The sequence below is a fragment of the Stenotrophomonas sp. SMYL41 genome, from assembly GCF_036319965.1.
Classification (GTDB): Bacteria; Pseudomonadota; Gammaproteobacteria; order Xanthomonadales; family Xanthomonadaceae; genus Stenotrophomonas; species Stenotrophomonas maltophilia_R.
This window is the reverse complement of the sequence record NZ_JAWIRX010000023.1, coordinates 66,267-83,372: the sequence shown is the minus strand read 5'-3', so window position 1 is coordinate 83,372 and position 17,106 is coordinate 66,267. Positions and strand designations below refer to the sequence as shown.

Annotated in this window: 14 protein-coding genes; 10 read left to right on the top strand and 4 right to left on the bottom strand. The window is 65.5% G+C overall.

The window, feature by feature from the left end:
- The 7 genes from V3B30_RS20475 to V3B30_RS20445 form a co-directional block, all read left to right on the top strand.
- A partial coding sequence (locus tag V3B30_RS20475) for a methyl-accepting chemotaxis protein (protein WP_329809771.1) occupies positions 1-675 on the top strand: 675 nt, incomplete at its 5' end.
- A 37-nt stretch (positions 676-712) separates the two neighbouring features.
- Positions 713-1,582, top strand: coding sequence for a CheR family methyltransferase (locus V3B30_RS20470; RefSeq protein ID WP_100472179.1), 870 nt, complete (start codon positions 713-715; stop codon positions 1,580-1,582).
- Positions 1,579-2,175: a chemoreceptor glutamine deamidase CheD gene (gene cheD / locus V3B30_RS20465; protein ID WP_014037083.1), complete on the top strand. Its 597-nt coding sequence runs from the start codon at positions 1,579-1,581 to the stop codon at positions 2,173-2,175. The genes V3B30_RS20470 and cheD overlap by 4 nt, the downstream gene beginning before the upstream one ends.
- Positions 2,172-3,245 carry a chemotaxis response regulator protein-glutamate methylesterase gene (locus V3B30_RS20460; RefSeq protein ID WP_262083483.1) on the top strand — a complete coding sequence of 358 codons (1,074 nt, stop codon included), beginning with the start codon at positions 2,172-2,174 and terminating at the stop codon, positions 3,243-3,245. The genes cheD and V3B30_RS20460 overlap by 4 nt, the downstream gene beginning before the upstream one ends.
- A 247-nt stretch (positions 3,246-3,492) precedes the next feature.
- The gene (locus V3B30_RS20455) at positions 3,493-4,296 is read left to right on the top strand and encodes an alpha/beta hydrolase (RefSeq protein ID WP_262083482.1); all 804 of its coding nucleotides are present in this window, start codon (positions 3,493-3,495) and stop codon (positions 4,294-4,296) included.
- 273 nt (positions 4,297-4,569) lie between these two features.
- Complete coding sequence (locus tag V3B30_RS20450) at positions 4,570-5,208, top strand: hypothetical protein (protein WP_262083481.1); 639 nt, start codon at positions 4,570-4,572, stop codon at positions 5,206-5,208.
- Complete coding sequence (locus V3B30_RS20445; RefSeq protein WP_262083480.1) at positions 5,205-6,680, top strand: XVIPCD domain-containing protein; 1,476 nt, start codon at positions 5,205-5,207, stop codon at positions 6,678-6,680. The genes V3B30_RS20450 and V3B30_RS20445 overlap by 4 nt, the downstream gene beginning before the upstream one ends.
- A gap of 90 nt (positions 6,681-6,770) precedes the next feature.
- Here the strand turns inward: V3B30_RS20445 and acnB are convergent, their stop codons facing one another.
- Genes acnB through V3B30_RS20430 form a run of 3 tightly spaced genes read right to left on the bottom strand, consistent with a single transcriptional unit; the run spans position 6,771 to position 10,035 of the window.
- Entirely contained in the window at positions 6,771-9,362 is a 2,592-nt protein-coding gene (acnB, locus tag V3B30_RS20440) for a bifunctional aconitate hydratase 2/2-methylisocitrate dehydratase (protein ID WP_262083479.1), read from the bottom strand.
- A gap of 43 nt (positions 9,363-9,405) precedes the next feature.
- The gene (locus V3B30_RS20435; RefSeq protein WP_010482492.1) at positions 9,406-9,804 is read right to left on the bottom strand and encodes a type II toxin-antitoxin system VapC family toxin; all 399 of its coding nucleotides are present in this window, start codon (positions 9,802-9,804) and stop codon (positions 9,406-9,408) included.
- A gap of 6 nt (positions 9,805-9,810) precedes the next feature.
- The gene (locus tag V3B30_RS20430) at positions 9,811-10,035 is read right to left on the bottom strand and encodes an AbrB/MazE/SpoVT family DNA-binding domain-containing protein (RefSeq protein WP_005409505.1); all 225 of its coding nucleotides are present in this window, start codon (positions 10,033-10,035) and stop codon (positions 9,811-9,813) included.
- Between the two features lie 302 nt (positions 10,036-10,337).
- Here V3B30_RS20430 and acnA point away from each other — a divergent pair, with 302 nt between their 5' ends.
- Positions 10,338-13,091, top strand: a complete 2,754-nt coding sequence (acnA, locus tag V3B30_RS20425; RefSeq protein ID WP_262083478.1) for an aconitate hydratase AcnA — start codon at positions 10,338-10,340, stop codon at positions 13,089-13,091.
- A 110-nt stretch (positions 13,092-13,201) separates the two neighbouring features.
- Here acnA and V3B30_RS20420 read toward each other — a convergent pair whose 3' ends face one another.
- The gene (locus V3B30_RS20420; protein WP_262083477.1) at positions 13,202-14,752 is read right to left on the bottom strand and encodes a BCCT family transporter; all 1,551 of its coding nucleotides are present in this window, start codon (positions 14,750-14,752) and stop codon (positions 13,202-13,204) included.
- Between the two features lie 170 nt (positions 14,753-14,922).
- Here V3B30_RS20420 and betI point away from each other — a divergent pair, with 170 nt between their 5' ends.
- Complete coding sequence (betI, locus tag V3B30_RS20415; protein ID WP_087922449.1) at positions 14,923-15,513, top strand: transcriptional regulator BetI; 591 nt, start codon at positions 14,923-14,925, stop codon at positions 15,511-15,513.
- Positions 15,514-15,553: 40 nt separating this feature from the next.
- A complete protein-coding gene (betB, locus tag V3B30_RS20410) occupies positions 15,554-17,026 on the top strand; it encodes a betaine-aldehyde dehydrogenase (RefSeq protein WP_100472171.1) in 1,473 nt (490 codons plus the stop codon).
- Positions 17,027-17,106 lie beyond the last annotated feature (80 nt).

The window sequence follows — 17,106 nt, the reverse complement described above, 5'->3', positions numbered from 1 at the left end:
ACCATGTCGGCCATCGAAGCCTCGTCGAAGAAGATCGCCGAGATCATCAGCGTCATCGACGGCATCGCCTTCCAGACCAACATCCTGGCGCTGAATGCCGCGGTGGAAGCCGCCCGTGCCGGTGAACAGGGCCGCGGCTTCGCCGTGGTCGCCAGCGAAGTGCGTACCCTCGCCCAGCGCTCGGCTGCCGCCGCCAAGGAGATCAAGGGCCTGATCGACGACTCCGTCGGCAAGGTCGCCGAAGGCTCCAGCCTGGTCCACCAGGCCGGCAGCACCATGGGCGAGATCGTCGCCTCGGTGCAGCGGGTGACCGACATCATGGCCGAGATCTCCGCGGCCTCGCAGGAACAGTCGGCCGGCATCGAGCAGGTCAACCAGACCGTGGTGCAGATGGACGAAACCACCCAGCAGAATGCCGCGCTGGTGGAAGAAGCCACCGCCGCCGCACGTGCGATGGAAGACCAGGCCGCGCAGCTGGCCGATGCCGTGGCGATCTTCCGCCTCGACAACCAGGTCTCGGCCGCAGTGAAGGCCGTGGCCGCGCGCGTCGAACCGGCCCGTGTCACCACCGTCGCACGTCCGCAGCCGGCCAGTACGCCCGCTCCGGTCCGCCGCAGCAGCAATGCCAGCGCCTTCGTCGCCAGCGACAGCGACAGCGACTGGCAGGAATTCTAAGACCCACCCGCGGCGGCTTCGGTCGCCGCCTCCGCCGATGGACACGTCCCCCGTGCAAAGTCCTACTCCCATCGTTACCGGCCCGCGCGAATTCGAGTTCGCCGACCGTGATTTCCGCCGCGTGTGCGACCTGATCTACCAGCGCGTGGGCATCGCCCTCGCGCCGGCAAAGCGCGACATGGTCTATGGCCGCCTGTCGCGCCGCCTGCGCACGCTGGGCATGCGCAGCTTCCAACAGTACCTGGACCATCTGGAGCAGGAAGACGGCGACGAGTGGCAGGCGTTCACCAATGCGCTGACCACCAACCTGACCTCGTTCTTCCGCGAGCCGCACCACTTCGACAAGCTGCGCGAGGAGCTGCAGCAGCGCTCCGGCCGCACGCCGCTGCTGTTGTGGTCGTGCGCGGCATCCACCGGCGAAGAGCCCTACTCGATGGCAATCACTGCCTGCGAGGCCTTCGGCACGCTGAAGCCACCGGTGCGCATCATCGCCACCGACGTCGATACGCAGGTGCTGGCCACCGCCGGTCGCGGCGTCTACAACATCGATCGCGTCACCAGCCTCGACCCGGATCTGCGCCGCCGCTACTTCCAGCGCGGCAGCGGCCCCAACGAGGGCCAGTGCCGCGTGCTGCCCGCACTGCGCGAGCTGATCGAGTTCCGTCCGCTGAACCTGCTCGCGCCGCGCTACGACGTCGGCGGCCCGTTCGACGCGCTGTTCTGCCGCAACGTGATGATCTACTTCGACAAGCCGACCCAGCGCGCCATCCTCGGCCGCCTGGTGCAGCACCTGGCCGACGACGGCCTGCTCTACACCGGCCACTCGGAGAACTACCTGCACGCCGCCGACCTCATCCAGCCCTGCGGCCGCACCCTGTACCGCCGTGCGGCAAAGGCCGGCGCATGAATGCTTCATTGCGTACCGATGATGTCATGCGCTACCAGGATGCACGCTTCCAGACCATCGCTGCCAAGCTGCTGCCGACCCAGTACCTGGTGGTCGATGACACCACTGCGCTGACCACCACGCTGGGTTCCTGCGTGGCGGCCTGCCTGCGCGACCCGGTGCTGAAGATCGGTGGCATGAACCATTTCCTGCTGCCCGAGGGCAACGCCGGCGACGGCGCACCTGCACGCTACGGCAGTTACGCGATGGAACTTCTGATCAACGACATGCTCAAGCGTGGCGCCCACCGCAAGCGCATCGAAGCCAAGGTGTTCGGCGGCGCCAACGTGCTCAAGGGCTTCACCAGCAACCCGGTCGGCACCCGCAACGCCGAATTCGTGCGCCAATACCTGCAGGCCGAGCATATCCCGATCATTGCCGAGGACCTGTGCGGCATCCATCCGCGCAAGATCTGGTTCTTCGCCGATACCGGCCGCGTGGTCGTGCAGCGGCTGCCGCATGCCCACGAAGCCGAAGTCGCCGCGACCGAATCGGCCGTACGCGCACGCCTGTCCAAGGCACCGGTCACCGGTGGCGTGGAGCTGTTCGAATGACCCTGACCGGCAATGCCCCCTGCCGGGTCCTGATCGTCGACGACTCGGCCGTCGTGCGCCAGATGCTCACGGAAATCCTGTCCAGCGATCCATCCATCGATGTGGTCGGTACCGCCGCCGACCCGCTGCTGGCACGCGAGAAGATAAAGCGCCTGTCCCCGGACGTGATCACCCTGGACGTGGAAATGCCGCGCATGGATGGCCTGGCCTTCCTGGAAAACCTGATGCGACTGCATCCATTGCCGGTGGTGATGATCTCCTCGCTGACCGAGCGCGGCGCCGACACCACCCTGCAGGCGCTGGCCTTGGGTGCAGTGGATTTCGTCTCCAAGCCGAAGCTGGACGTAGCGCGCGGCCTGCAGGCCTACGCCGACGAAATCATCGCCAAGGTCAAGATGGCAGCCCGTTCGCGTGTTCGCCCGCTGGTGCGTGCGGCCACGCCGAAGCTCATGCTGGACGCCGCGCCAGCGATGCGCCCCGCCGCACCGCAGTTCCGCACCACCGACCGGCTGATCGCGATCGGCTCGTCCGCCGGTGGCACCGAAGCGCTGCGCGTGGTGTTGGAAGGCATGCCGGCCGACGCGCCCGCCGTGGTGATGACCCAGCACCTGCCGGCCAGCTTCAGCAGCGCCTTCGCCGAACGCCTGGACCGCCACTCGGCGATGGCCGTGCGCGAGGCCAGCGACGGCGAAGCCGTGCTGCCCGGCCATGCCTACCTGCCGCCCGGCGGCAAGCACCTGCGGATCATCCGCGACGGTGCACGCTGGCGCTGCCGGGTCGACGATGGCCCGGCGGTGAACCGGCACAAGCCAGCGGTCGATGTACTGTTCCGCTCGGTCGCACAGAACGCTGGCGGCAATGCCATCGGCGCCATCCTCACCGGCATGGGCGATGACGGCGCACGCGGCCTGCTGGAAATGCGCCAGGCCGGCGCACCCACGCTGGTGCAGGACGAGGCCACCAGCGTGGTCTGGGGCATGCCCGGGGCCGCCTTCAAGCTGGGCGCGGCCGAGGAGCAGGTGCCGCTGGAACGGATCGCCGAGCGGTTGCTGGCACTGGCCCGCGGGTGATGGGACTGCTGCGGGGCTGAGCCTTTGCTCCGCTCCGCACCCGGCTGAAAACAACCGACAGACGTCGCATTCAACCCGTTCGACCTTGCAGCAACGCCGGACAACGATGTTTCAACAGTGCTGCTTGCGCACATGCGTGACGCACTCACCTCGTTTGTGCCCCGGGATGGATCCCTGTCGATTCCCCACATTGGACGTTCGTCCCCTGCCCCCCGCAGCGTGAGGCTCCCTTCCATGGAGCACCTCCTTGCCCCTTCTCACCCATCACGATATCGGCACCGGCTTTCCCATCGTCCTTGGCGGCAGCTATCTCTGGGGCCGCTCCATGTGGGCACCGCAGATCGAGCTGCTGTCGCGGCGCTATCGCCTGATCATCCCGGAGCTCCCCGGCCACGACAACGATCTGTCACTATCAGCCGCCCTCACCACTCCCGCGTGCCTTGCACGCGAAGTCGGGCGGTTGCTGGATGCGCTGGGCATCCGGCAGTACGCAGTGGCAGGGCTCTCGGTGGGCGGCATGTGGGCGGCGGAACTGGCGCTGCAACGTCCCGATCAGGTCCGTTCGCTGATCCTGATGGATACCTATCTCGGTGCGGAACCGGAAGCGTCGCGGCAACGCTACTTCGGCATGCTCGACATGATCGAACAGCTGGGCTGCATCCCCGAAGCCATGGCCGAACAGATCGTGCCGCTGTTCTTCCGCCCGGGCATCGCCACCGACGATCCGATCCGGTTGCTGTTCCGGCAACGGCTGCTGTCCTGGCCCCGCGAGCGCCTGCTGAACGCGGTGGTGCCGCTCGGCCGCCTGATCTTCGGCCGCCCGGATCGGCTGGGTGCGTTGAAGGATCTGGACCGGGAAACAACGTTGATCCTGAGTGGCGAACACGACCTCCCACGCCCCCTGACCGAAGCGCGGCAGATGGCGGAGCTGATCGGTTGCAAGCTGCAATCGATCCCCGATGCTGGCCATATCTCCACGCTGGAGAATCCGGCATTCGCCAGCGTGCACCTTGATGCATGGTTGCAGCAGTCGCTGCACGTTGCCTGCTAGCAAGCGGCAGGATGCTGGGCGGCGTCCCACGGAACGCCCCCGGCGCTACACCTCGGCCTTGGAGTACAGCTGCACCGGGTCGTATAGTCAGACATCGCAGAGCAATGGAACGCCGATGAACGATACGCCGCAACGCCCCGTGGCACCGGCACACAAGGATGGAGTACCGGGGTGCAGCCGGCATGACATACGCAATCCGTCGCATTTGCCCCGAGGTGCCCTTCATGGTGTCGCCGCACCCCGCAAAACCTTGATCAGCGACATGGACCGCTCATGCTGAAACCCGTCCCCAGCCTTGCTCATGTTGCGTTGATCGCTTTGATCACACTGGCCGTTCCGGGCTGCAACAAGGAACGCTCGTTCCCGGTCTATCGCGAGAATCCTGCGCCCAAGGATGCGCTGCCGATTGTGATTCGGGTCCACGATGCACCCGTGGATGTCCCCGTTCCTTCGGTCTTCGTCACGTATGAGATAGACCCACTCTGTCTCCCTCCGGTCAACAATTGGGAGGGGGTGCAGTACGAGCCGAATCAGCACAAGGTTGAGCTTCAGGCACAGCGCCTCAGTGCTACTGAATTCAGCAGTGTTGTATTCAACGACGGCATGGAAGTTGCCGACTATTACGGTCGGGGTCCGTGCACTTGGACACCTGCCCTCGTAGAAGCTTCGTTTTCCTTCATCACTGATGATCGCCCAATCCGCGCGTCCGTCGCAGCACTATTCACCGAGATTGAGGGCGGGAGAACCTTCACTGCCTACATAAAGCGGGCATTGCCGCCCTTGACCACAGGACAATCGCCGGAGCGGACTCCAACGGAGCCTTCAAGTTGGTACGAGAAGATGCCGCCAGAAAAGCGCGAGGAATACTTTCCAATCGAAGTCTCCACAAGGATTGAAGGAGCATCGCAATGAATCCTAGAGAAAGCGCGACGCTCTCGGACAGTGTCTATAATGACCCGCTTCCGCCCGCCAATTCCGACATCACCATCGGTGGAACAAAGTACGAGGTCCTAGCCTGTCGTGACTCCGGGAGCGGATATCAGGGCATTGCCTACCTCAACATCAATACAAAGGAAGTCATCGTCGCCCACCGCGGCACCGAATTTGATCGTCAGCCCATGCTTGATGGCGGCATCGACGCCGCAATGGTCACCGCCAGAGTCAACGCACAACTCGGCGACGCCCTCTCGCTCACAAAGCAAGCCATCAAATTAGCTGATGAAAGGGGATCCGGGTCTGTATATGTCACCGGCCACTCCCTCGGCGGCGCCCTCGCGCAGATCACCGCCCATCACTACAACCTCCCCGGCGACGCATTCAATCCTTACGGTGCCGCCGGGCTGGCGTATCGCCTCCCTGAAGGCCTGCCGGCCAATGCGGCGCCCTTCACCAACCATGTGATGGCAGGCGACCTGGTCAGTGCGGGCGGCCCTCATTACGGTCAGGTCCAGATGTATGCGCTGCCCAGGGAACTGGAGGTCCTGCGCAACGCCGAGCAGGGCCAGCGCATCGCCTCGCTCGGAACGCTTGGGATGAAGAGCGGTCATGTCATGTCCGCCGCCGTGGCGGTCCAGTTGGGTGACTCCCATCGATTGGTTCATTTCCTTGATCGCATGACCGACAAGGGTCCGGTGCAGTCTGTACTGGACAACCCCGAAGCCCGGATCACGGATCCTGAAGACCTGCGCCGGATTGCCGACTACCGCAGTGATGTTCATCAGCTGCGCGCGGCGGCGACCGTGCTTGTCGGCGGTGGACCGGGTCTGCTGCGCGACGGGGTCAATTACCTGCGCGGCACGGAGGAAGCTGGTGCGCATGCCCGCCACGAAGCTGAAGCCGCGGCGCAGGCCCGCAATGCGCTCAAGCCTGGGGAGCAACTGACCCAGGATGCAACCGACCAGGGCTCGCCCTCCCTCGGCAATCCCGGCTTCTCTCCCAGGAACCCATTGCAGGAGAGCATCGAATCCACCCTGGACAGGGCAGGCCTGGATCCCAGGAAGGAAGGCCACCCAGACCAACCTCTCTACCGGCAGATTCGCGACGGTGTATCCGCCGTGGATGCCAGGCACGGGCGCAGCTTCGATGACACCAGTGAGCGGATGACGGCCAGCCTGCTGGCAGCGGCCAAGAGCAGTGGCCTGGAACGCGTCGATCATGTGGTCCTGGGCAATCCACCCAGCGACGGCTCGGGCCCTCGCATGTTCGTTGTGCAGGGAGCGCTCGACAATCCGGCACACCTGCGGTCTTCGGTCGCGATCAGCGACGCCGTCAATACGCCCGTGGAGCAATCGCTCGCCAAGGTCGAACAGATGTCGCAGGCACAGCAGGTTGCCCAGCAAGACCACGTCCAGGAGCAGGCCCGGACGGCGATGCGCATGGGCTAGGCCACCTGGCCCGGCACACACAAAAAACCCCCGGCTTTCACCGGGGGTTTTTCGTTTCAACGGGATGCCGGCCAGCGGCCGGCACTACCCTCAGGCAGCAACCGTCTTGGCCACGTCCTGGTATTCCTCGATCTGGTCGAAGTTCATGTAGCGGTAGATCTCCGCACCATTGGCGTTGATCACGCCGATGTCCGCCATGTACTCCTCCTTGGTCGGGATGCGGCCCAGGCGCGAGCAGATCGCCGCCAGTTCCGCCGAACCCAGGTACACGTTGGTGTTGCGGCCCAGGCGGTTCGGGAAGTTGCGGGTCGAGGTCGACATCGCGGTGGAACCTTCGCGGATCTGCGCCTGGTTGCCCATGCACAGCGAGCAGCCCGGCATTTCCATGCGTGCGCCGGTAGCGCCGAAGGTGCCGTACACGCCTTCCTTGGTCAGCTCGGAAGCATCCATCTTGGTCGGCGGGGCCACCCACAGGCGGGTCGGCAGGTCACGCTTGCCTTCCAGCAGCTTGGCAGCCGCACGGAAGTGACCGATGTTGGTCATGCACGAACCGATGAACACTTCGTCGATCTTGGCGCCGGCCACTTCGGACAGGGTCTTCACGTCGTCCGGGTCGTTCGGGCAGGCCACGATCGGCTCGTGGATGTCGGCCAGGTCGATCTCGATGACGGCGGCGTACTCGGCGTCGGCATCCGGCTCCAGCAGCTCCGGGTTGGCCAGCCACGCTTCCATCTTCTCGATACGGCGCTGCAGCGAGCGCGGATCCTGGTAACCCTCGGCGATCATCCACTTCAGCAGGGTGATGTTGCTGTTGAGGTACTCGATGATCGGCTCCTTGTTCAGGCGCACCGAGCAACCGGCCGCCGAACGCTCGGCCGAGGCGTCGGACAGTTCGAACGCCTGTTCGACCTTCAGCTCCGGCAGGCCTTCGATTTCCAGGATGCGGCCGGAGAAGATGTTCTTCTTGCCAGCCTTGGCCACGGTCAGCAGGCCCGACTTGATCGCGTACAGCGGGATCGCGTTGACCAGGTCACGCAGGGTCACGCCCGGCTGCATCTTGCCCTTGAAGCGCACCAGCACCGACTCCGGCATGTCCAGCGGCATCACGCCGGTGGCAGCGGCGAAGGCAACCAGGCCCGAACCGGCCGGGAACGAAATGCCCACCGGGAAACGGGTGTGCGAGTCACCACCGGTGCCGACGGTGTCCGGCAGCAGCATGCGGTTGAGCCAGCTGTGGATCACGCCGTCGCCCGGGCGCAGCGAGATGCCGCCACGGGTGGAGATGAACTCCGGCAGGGTGTGGTGGGTCTTCACGTCCACCGGCTTCGGGTAAGCGGCGGTGTGGCAGAACGACTGCATCACCAGGTCGGCCGAGAAGCCCAGGCAAGCAAGGTCCTTCAGCTCGTCACGGGTCATCGGGCCGGTGGTGTCCTGCGAGCCGACCGAGGTCATCTTCGGTTCGCAGTAGGTGCCCGGGCGCATGCCCTGGCCTTCCGGCAGGCCACAGGCGCGGCCGACCATCTTCTGCGCCAGCGAGAAGCCCTTGCCGGTATCGACCGGCTGCACCGGCAGGCGGAACAGATCGGTCGGGGCCAGGCCCAGCGCTTCGCGCGCCTTGCCGGTCAGGCCACGGCCGATGATCAGCGGAATGCGGCCACCGGCGCGCACTTCGTCGAACAGCACTTCGGACTTGACCTGGAACTCGGCAATCACTTCGCCGTTCTTCAGCGCCTTGCCTTCGTACGGACGCAGCTCGACCACATCGCCGTGCTCCATCTTCGACACGTCCAGCTCGATCGGCAGTGCACCGGCATCTTCCATGGTGTTGTAGAAGATCGGGGCGATCTTCGAACCCAGGCAGACGCCACCGGCGCGCTTGTTCGGGATGAACGGAATGTCATCGCCGGTCCACCACAGCACGCTGTTGGTGGCCGACTTGCGCGAGGAACCGGTGCCGACCACGTCGCCGACGTAGGCAACCAGGTGACCCTTGTCCTTCAGCGACAGGATCTGCTGGATCGGGCCACGCTTGCCGTCTTCTTCCGGGGTGAACGGCGCATCGTCGCGCTTGTTCTTCAGCATCGCCAGGGCGTGCATCGGGATGTCCGGACGGGTGGTCGCGTCCGGCGCCGGCGACAGGTCGTCGGTGTTGGTCTCGCCCGGCACCTTGAACACGGTGACGGTCAGGCTCTGCGGCACTTCCGGGTTGCTGGTGAACCACTCGGCATCGGCCCAGCTCTGCAGTACGGCCTGGGCGTTGGCGTTGCCCGCCTTGGCCTTTTCCTGCACATCGTGGAAGGCATCGAACACCAGCAGGGTCTTCTTCAGGCCGTTGGCGGCGATGGTGCCGACGCTGGCGTCGTCCAGCAGCTGCACCAGCGGCGCGACGTTGTAGCCACCGAGCATGGTGCCCAGCAGTTCGGTGGCGCGCTCGCGGCTGATCAGCGGGTTCTGCTCGCTGCCCAGGGCGATCGCCGCCAGGTACGAGGCCTTGACCTTGGCCGCGTCATCGACGCCGGCCGGCACGCGGTGGGTCAGCAGGTCGAGCAGGAACTCGGCCTCGCCCTGCGGCGGGTTCTTCAGCAGTTCGATGACATCGGCCGTCTGCTGCGCGCTCAGCGGCAGCGGCGGGATGCCAAGCGCAGCGCGCTCGGCGACGTGGTGGCGGTAGGCTTCCAACATGACAACTCCCGGGTAATGCGTAGGTTGAAAAATCAAAGTGGGCTCAGGCGTGCGGCACGATCAGCTTCAGGCCCTTGAAGTAGTCGCGGTAAAACGTGTCGTTCCAGGTGATCAGGCCATCGCACTGCAGCAGTGCGTGGGCGCCGACCATGAATTCGTCCAGGCTGCGGCGGCTGCCACTGCGCTGGCGGTGGCGACGGTGCATCTCGCCGGCACGCAGCGCCGACTTGGCTTCCATCGGATTGAAGTGCACGCCCATTTCTTCCAGCGCTTCCAGCACCTCGGCGCCGCCGCGCAACGATGCGCAGACCTCGGCCAGGGTCGCGCCGCAGACCACCACCCGGCCACCGACCAGGCTCTGCCTGAGGATGGCTTCCACGGCATCGGCCTGCGGACCATTGCTGAGCAGCTCGACCAGCACCGGCGAATCGACGGCGATCATCACGGCTTATTCCTCGTCACGCACCGCGCGTACCGCTGCGTCGGACGATTCGAAACCGTCCAGCGCGAACTTGCCGCGCGCCCGTGAAATGGCATCGTCAACACTCTTGCGCAGGATGATGCGGCTGCCGTCCAGCTCGACCTTCAGCAGCGTGCCCTTGGTCAGGCCGAGGGCATCACGCACCGCCTTGGGCAGGGTGATCTGTCCGCGTTCTGCAACAGTGGCTTCCATCGGTAGGCCCTCCAGAGTATGCACAAATTATACATACTTCCCCGGGCATACTTCCACCCTGAACAGGACCGGCACCCCGCCAGCCCTTGCCTCGCAAAGGATCGGCCACAAACGTGACATACGCCATACACCTTCCCCTGTAGTCTGGAATCGATGCTGCAGGCCGGAACCCGGCCCGGATGAATCCATTCAGTCCAGGATTCATACTGGGACCACCGGGGCCGCCAGGCCCGCGGCCAACGCAAGCAGGCCCGCCCATGCGCGAGCCACTGCAAGCCATCCGCAAGAAGGAGTTACCCCGCATGAGCGATTCGTTCTCCACCCGCAGCCAGCTGAATGTCGGCGGCAGGACCTACGACTACTTCAGCCTGCCCACGCTGGGCCAGCGCTTCGATATCTCCCACCTGCCCTACTCGATGAAGATCCTGCTGGAGAACCTGCTCCGGCACGAGGATGGTGGCGTCACCGTCGGCAAGGACCACATCGAAGCCGTAGCCCGCTGGAACCCGGCCGCCGAGCCGGACACCGAGATCGCCTTCATGCCGGCGCGCGTGGTCCTGCAGGACTTCACCGGCGTGCCCTGCGTGGTCGACCTGGCCGCGATGCGCGACGCGGTGGTCAAGCTCGGCGGCTCGCCTGAGCAGATCAATCCGCAGATTCCCTCCGAACTGGTCATCGACCACTCGGTGCAGGTCGATGTGTTCGGCAAGCCCGACGCGCTGGACCTCAACGGCAAGATCGAATTCCAGCGCAACCAGGAACGCTACGGCTTCCTGCGCTGGGGCCAGAAGGCCTTCGACAACTTCAAGGTGGTGCCGCCGAACACCGGCATCGTCCACCAGGTGAACCTGGAGAACCTGGCCCGCGTGGTGATGACCGCGGACAAGGACGGCAAGGCCGTTGCGTATCCGGACACGGTGTTCGGTACCGACAGCCACACCACCATGATCAACGGCATCGGCGTGCTGGGCTGGGGCGTGGGCGGCATCGAAGCGGAGGCGGCCATGCTCGGCCAGCCGTCGTCGATGCTGATCCCGCAGGTGGTAGGCTTCAAGCTGACCGGCAAGCTGCCCGAGGGCGCTACCGCTACCGACCTGGTGCTCACCGTTACCCAGATGCTGCGCAAGCTGGGCGTGGTCGGCAAGTTCGTCGAGTTCTATGGCGACGGCCTGCAGCACCTGCCGCTGGCCGACCGCGCCACCATCGGCAACATGGCCCCGGAATATGGGGCCACCTGCGGCATCTTCCCGATCGACGCCGAGTCGCTGAACTACCTGCGCCTGTCCGGCCGCAGCGAAGAGCAGATCGACCTGGTCGAAGCCTATGCCAAGGCACAGGGCCTGTGGCACGAACCGGGCAGCCCGCATGCCCAGTACAGCACCACGCTGGAACTGGACATGGGCACGGTGAAGCCGTCGCTGGCCGGCCCGAAGCGCCCGCAGGACCGCGTGCTGCTGGAAGACGTGCAGAAGAACTACCGCGAAGCCCTGGTTGGCATGACCGCCAACCGTGACAAGCGCAGCGACGATGTTTCCTCGTTCGTCAATGAAGGCGGCGGTGCCGCAGTCGGCAACGAACAGCTGGCCAAGGGCTTCGCCGACATCGAGATCGAGAACCGCAAGGTGCGCCTGAAGGATGGCGCGGTGGTCATCGCTGCCATCACCTCGTGCACCAACACCTCCAACCCGGCAGTGATGATCGGTGCCGGCCTGCTGGCCCGCAACGCGGCCGCCAAGGGCCTGAACCGCCAGCCGTGGGTCAAGACCTCGCTCGGGCCGGGCTCGCGCGTGGTCACCGATTACCTGGAAAAAGCCGGCGTGCTGAAGGAGCTGGAGAAGATCGGCTTCTACGTGGTCGGCTACGGCTGCACCACCTGCATCGGCAACTCCGGCCCGCTGCCGACCGAAGTCAGCGCCGGCATCGCCACCGGCGACCTGGTCGTCACCTCGGTACTGTCCGGCAACCGCAACTTCGAAGGCCGCGTGCACCCCGAAGTGAAGATGAACTACCTGGCCAGCCCGCCGCTGGTGGTGGCCTATGCCATCGCCGGCACCACCGACATCGACCTGACCACCCAGCCGCTGGGTACCGGCAGCGATGGCCAGCCGGTGTTCCTGCGCGACATCTGGCCGAGCAACAAGGAAATCGGCGACGTCATCGCCGCCACCATCGGCCCGGAGATGTTCAAGCAGAACTACGCCGATGTGTTCAAGGGTGATACCCGCTGGAACACCATCGCTTCGCCGGACGGCAATCTGTACGAGTGGAGCGATGCCTCCACCTACATCAAGAACCCGCCGTACTTCGATGGCATGACCATGCAGACCGGCAGCATCGACGACGTGCACGGCGCGCGCGTGATGGGCCTGTTCGGCGATTCAATCACGACCGACCACATCTCCCCGGCCGGCAACATCAAGAAGGACTCGCCGGCAGGCCGCTTCCTGCAGGAACGCGGCGTGCAGCCAGCCGACTTCAACAGCTACGGCAGCCGCCGCGGCAACGATGACGTCATGGTTCGCGGCACCTTCGCCAACATCCGCATCAAGAACCTGATGTTCGGTGGCGAGGAAGGCGGCAACACCCTGTACTACCCGGCCGGCGGTGGCCAGCCGGAGAAACTGGCGATCTACGATGCGGCCATGAAGTACAAGGCCGACAAGGTGCCGCTGGTGGTGCTGGCCGGCAAGGAATACGGCACCGGCTCGTCGCGTGACTGGGCGGCCAAGGGCACCCTGCTGCTGGGGGTGAAGGCGGTCATCGCCGAGAGCTTCGAGCGCATCCATCGCTCCAACCTGGTCGGCATGGGCGTGCTGCCGCTGCAGTTCCGCAACGGCGAGAACGCGCAGTCTCTGGGCCTGGACGGCTCGGAAGTGATCGACATCACCGGCCTGCAGGACGGTGCCAGCAAGCGCGCCACGGTCACCGCCACCAAGGCCGATGGCACGAAGAAGACCTTCGAGGTCTCGGTAATGCTGTTGACCCCGAAGGAAGTCGAATACTTCCGTCATGGCGGCCTGCTGCAGTACGTGCTGCGCCAGTTGGCAGCCAAGTAACGGCGCGGCTGCGCCCGATTGAGGAAAGGGCCGGATCCTTGCGGATCCGGCCCTTTGCGTTTGCGATGCCCCCTGTAGAGCCGAGCATGGGCTCGGCTCTACAGAAGCGCTCAGCGCCGCGGGGCGTCCGGGTCGGTGCGCAGCGCCTTCAGCAGGCCCCACATGTAGAACGCCAGGGTGAACGAGAACGGCAGGCCGCACAGCACCACTGCGGTCTGCATCGCGCTGAAATTGCCAGCCAGCAGAAGACCGACGCTGGCCACGGTGATGCCGGCCGCCCAGAACACGCGCAGCCAGATCGGCGCGTCATGGCCATCCTCCACGCCATCGTCAACGCGACGGGTGCACAGGTTGGCGATCATCAGCGTGCCCGAGTCGACCGGGGTCAGGAACAGCACGAAACCGATCACCACCGCGGCACCGGCCACGTACGGCGCGCCGGGCAGGTATTCCAGAAGCTTGAACAGCGTCATCGCCGCATCGTGCTGGGCCACGTCGCCCAGGATCGCCTGGCCGTGGTTGAGCACCAGGTCGATGGCGGTGTTGCCGAAGATCGACAGCCAGGCCAGGGTGAAGCCGAGCGGGATCAGCAGCACGCCCATGATCACTTCGCGGATGGTGCGGCCGCGCGAGATGCGCGCCACGAAAAGGCCGACGAACGGCGCCCAGGCGATCCACCACGCCCAGTAGAACAGCGTCCACGAGCCCATCCACTCACGGCCCTTCGGGTCGTTGAGGTACATGTCGAAGCTCTTGCGCACGAACGCGCCGAGGTAATCGCCGGTGTTCTGGATCAGGCCGTCGAACAGGTGCAGGGTCGGGCCGGTGACCAGCACGAACAGCAGCAGGCCGCACAGCAGGCGCACATTGAGATTGGACAGCCACGCAATGCCCTTCTCCACACCAGCCACCACGCCGATGGTGGCCACCGCCATCATCACCAGCACGATCGCCACCAGCACCTGCGGCGTATCCGGGATATGGAACAGGTAGACCAGGCCGGACTGCACCACCAGCGCACCGATGCCGAGGTTGGTCACCATCGAGATCAGCGTGGCAAGGATGCCGAAGCCATCGACCATGTCGCCGATGCGGCCATGGATGCGCTCACCGAAGATCGGGTACAGCGCCGAGCGCAGCGCCAGCGGCAGGTCGCGACGGTAGGCGAAATAGCCCAGTGCCACGCCGACCAGCGCATACAACGCCCAGCCGTGCAGGCCCCAGTGCAGGAAGGTCAGCACCATCGCCTCGCGGCCGGCGGCCACGGTACCACCGGGCTGCCCCGGCGGATGAAGGAAATGGTCCAGCGGCTCGTAGGCACCGTAGTACAGCAGTGCGATGCCGATGCCGGCCGAGAACAGCATCGACACCCAGGCGACGTAGCCGAAGGCCGGTGATTCCTCGTTGTGCCCCAGGCGGATACGGCCATACGGCGAGAACGCCAGCCACAGCACGAAGCCCAGGCACAGCACGATCAGCAGCATGTACCACCAGCCGAACGCGGCCGACACCTCGGCCTGCGCCCATTGCAGCCAGTGCTCGCTGGCTTCGGGATAGAGAACGGTCAGCAGCCCGAGGATGCCGATCGACACCGACGAGCTGAAGAAGACAAAGCGGTTCAAGCGCAGGGGCGAACGCTTGGGATGAGCCAGGGAAGACATGGGGTCGTCTCATCAAGTCCGAGGGAGCACATGGGCGGGGCCGGACCGGTAAACCGGGCCCATGGCGTGGGGCGCGAGCGCATCCTAGGGTTTATTGATTGAACGTTCAATCAATAAAAAGCATAATGGCCGGCAGCCCGATCCTTCGGGTCGCAATCCGTGGAGAGACAATGCCGAAGAAAGGCGTGGAACCGGTACGGCGCGAACAGCTGATCCGGGCCACTTTCCAGACCATCGACGAGATCGGCATGGCCGATGCGACCGTCGCCACCATCGCGAAGAAGGCAGGGCTGTCCAGCGGCATCGTCGCCCACTACTTCGGCGACAAGGACGGCCTGCTCAATGCTGCAATGCGGCAAATCCTGCGCGAACTGAAGGACGCCGTCGCCCGCTACCGCGCCGAGGCCGGCGATGACCCGCGCGACCAGCTGCGCGCCATCGTCGATGGCAACTTCGACGACAGCCAGATCAATGGCACCGCGATGCGCGTCTGGCTCACCTTCTGGGCCGCGAGCATGCACCAGCCGGAACTGGCCCGGCTGCAGCGCGCAAACGACCAGCGCCTGTTCTCCAACCTGTGCCACCAGTTCAACCGCCTGCTGCCCCACCCGCAGGCCCGCCTGGCCGCCCGCGGCCTGGCCGCCATGATCGACGGCCTGTGGCTGCGCGGCAGCCTGGTCGGCGGCCAGTTCAACGCCGAGAAGTCCCGGCGCATCGCTTACGGCTACATCGACTTCCAGTTGCAGGCTGTCGCGCTATAAGCGTTTCAGCATTCCGCCCCCCTTCCAAGGAGTACGCCCCATGACCGCCCTGCCCGTCCAACAGCTCTACATCCACGGCCAGCGGGTCGATGCCACCAGCGGCAAGACCTTCAAGTCCGTCAACCCGGCCACCGGCGAAGTGATCGCTGAAGTGCAGGTCGCCAGCCAGGCCGATGTCGAGCGCGCCGTGCAGAGCGCGGCCGAAGGCCAGAAGGTGTGGGCGGCGATGACCGCCATGGAGCGCTCGCGCATCCTGCGCCGCGCCGTCGAGATCCTGCGCGAGCGCAACGACGAACTGGCCCATCTGGAAACCCTGGACACCGGCAAGGCACTGGCTGAAACCACCACCGTGGACATCGTCACCGGCGCCGATGTGGTCGAGTACTACGCCGGCCTGGCCACCGCCATCGAAGGCATCCAACTGCCACTGCGTGAGTCGAGCTTCTTCTACACCCGTCGCGAGCCGCTGGGCGTGGTCGCCGGCATCGGCGCCTGGAACTACCCGATCCAGATCGCGATGTGGAAGTCGGCCCCGGCCCTGGCGGCCGGCAACGCGATGGTGTTCAAGCCGTCGGAAGTGACCCCGCTGACCGCGATCAAGCTGGCCGAGATCTACACCGAGGCCGGCGTGCCCGCTGGCGTATTCAACGTCGTGCAGGGCCCGGGCCGCGAGATCGGCCAGTGGCTGACCGAGCACCCGGTGATCGAGAAAATCTCCTTCACCGGCGGCGTTGCCACCGGCAAGAAGGTCATGGCCAGCGCCGCGTCCTCGTCGCTGAAGGAAGTGACCATGGAACTGGGCGGCAAGTCGCCGCTGGTGATCTGCGATGACGCCGATCTGGACCGCGCCGCCGACATCGCGGTGATGGCCAACTTTTTCAGCTCCGGCCAGGTCTGCACCAACGGCACCCGCGTGTTCGTGCCACGCAGCATGCTGGCTGCGTTCGAAGCCGCCGTTGTCGAGCGCGTCAAGCGCATCCGCATCGGTGACCCGATGGCCGCCGAGACCAACTTCGGTCCGCTGACCAGCTTCCCGCACATGGAGAACGTGCTGCGCTACATCGAGAGCGGCAAGGCCGAAGGCGCCCGCCTGCTGACCGGCGGTGGCCGTGCCACCGAAGGCGCCTTGGCCAACGGCGCCTACGTGCTGCCGACCGTGTTCTCCGACTGCCGCGATGACATGACCATCGTCAAGGAAGAGATCTTCGGGCCGGTGATGAGCATCCTCGCCTACGACGACGAAGACGAAGTGGTGCGTCGTGCCAACGACACCACCTTCGGCCTCGCCGCCGGCGTGGTCAGCAAGGACGTCAGCCGCGCCCACCGCATCATCCACCGCCTGGAAGCCGGCATCTGCTGGATCAACACCTGGGGCGAATCGCCGGCCGAAATGCCGGTTGGTGGCTACAAGGAATCGGGCGTCGGCCGCGAGAACGGCATCTCCACCCTCGGCCACTACACCCGCATCAAGTCGGTGCAGGTCGAGCTGGGCGACTACGCCAGCGTGTTCTGACCGGCGCGCCGCGAGCCCGCCCCATCGTCCGGCCACCGCGCCGATCCGACATCCCGCCGGGACGCCTGCATGCAGCGCGC